Genomic DNA, 3,061 nt, shown 5'->3' on the forward strand with positions numbered 1-3,061 from the left:
GCCCCGGCCCCGGCCCCGAAGCCACCGCGATCGCCTCCGCCAGCGGCTCGATCTCCGCGTCCGTGAGGGTGGAGACGGTGACGCGGATACCCGGGGGTGTGTGCATCCGGAAGCGTGCCCCCGGGGCCACCGCCCAGCCGGCGTGCAGCAGTCGGGCGACCACGCCGGTCTCGTCGGGGACCGGCACCCACAGGTTCATGCCGCTGCGCCCCTGCGCCTCGATCCCGTGCCGGCGTAGCGCCGCCGCCAGGGCGTCCCGGCGTTCCCCGTAGCGCGCCGCGACGGTCGCCGGGTCCACCGTGCCGTCGGCCCACAGCCGGGCCACCGCGCGCTGGAGGGTCAGGCTGACCCAGCCGGGCCCGAGCCGCTGCCGGCCGCGCACCCGGTCGAGGGTGAGCGGGTCGCCGGTGAGGACCGCGAGACGCAGGTCGGGCCCGTACGCCTTGGCGGCCGAGCGGGAGAAGGCCCAGCGGTGCGTGACGCCGGCGAGGGGGTGCAGCGGCAGGTCGACGATGTGGTGCCCGTGGTCGTCCTCGATCAGCAGCGTCTCGGGGTGTTCGGCGAGCACCGCGCGCAGGGCCTGGGCGCGCGCGGCACTCAGCGCGGCGCCGGTCGGGTTCTGCGCGCGGTCCGTGACGATCAGCGCCCGCGCCCCACCCTCCAGCGCCCTGCGCACGTCGTCGGGCAGCGGGCCCTCGTCGTCGACGGGCACCGGCACGGTCCGCAGACCGAGCGCGGGAATCAGATCCAGCAGGCTTCCCCACCCGGGGTCCTCCACCACGACCGCGTCCCCGGGCCGCAGATGGGCGGCGAGCACCCGCTCCACGGCGTCCAGCGCACCCGAGGTGACGGCGACCGGCCCGTCCGGCACCCCGTCGGCGTCCAGTCCGGCCCGCGCCAGACGCTCCAGTCCGCCGTCCACGGGGGTGTGCCCGTACAGCACCGGCTCCCGGTCCCCCTGGGCCGCGGCCGCCGCGAACGCCCCGGCCAGCGCCGGCAGCAGCGCGGGGTCCGGGTTGCCGTCCGACAGATCCCGCACGCCCGGCGGCACCTCCACCCGGATCATCTCGCGCGCGGTGGTGGCCGGCTTGGGCCGCACCCGGCTGCCCCGTCGCCCCGCCGTCTCGATGACCCCCCGCTCGCGCAGGGTCCGGTACGCGGCGGCCACGGTGTTCGGGTTCACCCCGAGCCGATCAGCCAACTCCCGCATGGGCGGCAGCAGTTCGCCCGGCTGCAGAGCTCCTTCCCCCACCGCCCGCTCGATGCTCGCGGAAATCTCCGCTGCGCGCCGCCCGCTGATCCGATACTCTCCTAGCACAAACCATATTATGCACTAGTACAATGGAGTTGGCCATGCAGGGGCCCCAGCCACCTCAGCAGCGACCCGAGACCGCCTACACGCCCACCGAGCGCACCGTCCCCACCCGCGCCGCCCAGCGCGCGTCGTACGACAAGGACCTGGTGCACGCGATACTCGACGAGGGCTACGTCTGCCACCTCGGCTTCGTCCGGGACGGCGCCCCGGTCGTGCTGCCCACGCTCTACGGCCGCGTCGGCGAGGTCCTCTACGTACACGGCTCCACCGGCTCCCGCCCGCTGCGCGCGGCCGGACAGTCCGGCGAGGGGCTCCCGGTGTGCCTCACCGTCACCCACGTCGACGGCCTGGTCCTGGCCCGCTCCGCCTTCCACCACTCGATCAACTACCGCTCCGTGGTGGTGCACGGCACGGCGTACGACGTGACCGACCCGGAGGAGAAGCGGCAGGCGCTCGACGCCCTCGTCGACCACGTCGTACCCGGCCGCGCGGCCGACTCCCGCCCGGCCGACAAGAAGGAACTGGCCGCCACGGCGGTGCTCCGCCTCGACCTGGACGAGGTCTCCGCCAAGCTGCGCACCGGCGGTGTCAACGACGAACCCAAGGACCTGTCCCTGCCCCACTGGGCCGGCGTCCTCCCGGTCCGCACCGCCTACGGCACCCCCGAGCCCGACCCGGACCTGGCCCCCGGCACGGAGGTCCCCGGTTACCTGACGGCCCTGTGATGCTGATCCACCCCTGGGACGCCCCGCACGACGACACCTGGCAACGGTGGCTCGCCACCCACGACTTCGGCCAGCTTGCGGTCAACGGCCCGCCCGGCGAACCGCCGTACGTCCAGCCCCTGCACTTCGCCTACGACCCCGAGCGCGCCGAGGCGGTCACCCACCTGGCCCGCCCCAACCCGCTCTGGCCGGCGATCGAGGCGGCCCCGGAGGTCCTGCTGAGCGTGGTCGACGACTACGCGTTCGTCCCCGGCCCCTGGCAGGCGGAGCCGGGCACCCCACCCGAACACGGCGTCCCGACCAGCCTGTACGCCGCCGTCCAACTGCGCTGCCACGCCCATGTGGTGGACGACCCGGCGGAGAAGGCGGCCCTGCTCAACCGCCAGGTCGGCCACTTCCAGCCGGAGGGTGGCAGCATGTCGGCCGCCGCCGGCGAAGCGCCGTACGGCAGGCTCCTGCCCGGCATCCGCGGCCTGCGGCTCAAGGTGACCGAGGTCCGGGCGAAGTTCAAGTACGCGGGCAAACGGTCGCAGGCGGTCCGCGACCGCATAGCGGGTGGCCTGGCGGACCGGGGGCACGCGCGGGACGCGGAGGCCCGGACGCATGTCCTACGGCTGGGACCGACGGCCGACTGATCAGCCGCCCGCGCACAGACACACGTCCGACAGCGAAGCCCGCCGACCCTGGCGGCACACCCAGCGAGGGCTCCGCGCTCGACCCACCGGAGCGGAAGCACACGCGGCACGACGCCACGAACCCGGCTCAGAACCGGTCCCGGCCACGGGCCCTCCACGGACGCCACAGCGGCCTAGGGGGGGCCGTGACCGGAAGACGTCGCAGACCCACGCCCGGCGAGGCGCCGCGCGGACCCACGTCCGGTACCGGTACCGCCGTAACCTCCGGGGCTGCGCGCAAGCCTCCGCGCCACGGACGCCCGTCCGACGTCCCGGACCCCGACAGCACGCGTCCGCCAGCCACCGGCCAACGGCCACCACCCACGCCACCCGGCACGCCCCCCACC

The 3,061-nt window shown here is 75.1% G+C and carries 3 protein-coding genes; 2 read left to right on the plus strand and 1 reads right to left on the minus strand.

The window, feature by feature from the left end:
- Window positions 1–1,318: aminotransferase class I/II-fold pyridoxal phosphate-dependent enzyme (locus tag CCN29_RS33445; RefSeq protein WP_086686243.1), on the minus strand; the 1,318-nt coding region annotated here is incomplete at its 3' end.
- Window positions 1,319–1,353: 35 nt separating this feature from the next.
- Here CCN29_RS33445 and CCN29_RS33450 point away from each other — a divergent pair.
- Complete coding sequence (locus CCN29_RS33450; RefSeq protein ID WP_086686241.1) at window positions 1,354–2,040, plus strand: pyridoxamine 5'-phosphate oxidase family protein; 687 nt, start codon at window positions 1,354–1,356, stop codon at window positions 2,038–2,040.
- Window positions 2,040–2,675 (plus strand): FMN-binding negative transcriptional regulator, encoded by a 636-nt coding sequence (locus CCN29_RS33455; RefSeq protein WP_037828822.1) that lies wholly within the window; start codon window positions 2,040–2,042, stop codon window positions 2,673–2,675. Before CCN29_RS33450 ends, CCN29_RS33455 begins: the two co-directional genes overlap by 1 nt.
- Window positions 2,676–3,061: the final 386 nt, after the last annotated feature.

Source organism: Streptomyces pseudogriseolus, from assembly GCA_002154585.1.
Classification (GTDB): domain Bacteria; phylum Actinomycetota; class Actinomycetes; order Streptomycetales; family Streptomycetaceae; genus Streptomyces; species Streptomyces pseudogriseolus.